The following is a 494-nucleotide window of genomic DNA, read 5'->3' on the forward strand; positions in this document are numbered from 1 at the left end:
ATCAAGTTCGCATCTTGTGGCTCTGAACCAATCGCTGTTGGGAAGAATAATACTTCTGCACCCATTAACGCCATTGAACGAGCTGTTTCTGGGAACCACTGATCCCAGCAGATACCTACACCAATTTTTGCATATTTTGTATCCCATACTTTGAATCCTGTATCTCCAGGGTTGAAGAAGAATTTCTCAAAGTAACCAGGGCTATCTGGAATATGTGTTTTTCTATAAACTCCTAAAATTTCTCCATCTGCATCGATAATTGCGATAGAGTTATATCTCGCATGACCTTGTCTCTCATAGAAAGAGATTGGTAATACTACGTCTAATTCTTTAGCTATTTTTTGGAAGTGCTTAACCGCTGCGTTTTCTTCAACTGGCTTCGCTAATTCGAAATAATCTTCGTTTGGTTGTAAACAGAAATAAGGTGTTTCGAATAATTCAGATAATAAAATAATTTGAGCACCTTTTGATGCTGCCTCACGTACTAATTTCTC

Annotated in this window: 1 protein-coding gene; it reads right to left on the minus strand. The window is 37.9% G+C overall.

Translation table 11 applies throughout. The annotated features are described in order from the left end of the window. Nucleotides 1-494 (minus strand): nitrilase-related carbon-nitrogen hydrolase (locus ACXAHM_RS26350; RefSeq protein WP_474967069.1); only part of this gene is annotated, 494 nt, incomplete at both ends.

Source organism: Flammeovirga sp. AWQ4_249, assembly GCF_056161045.1.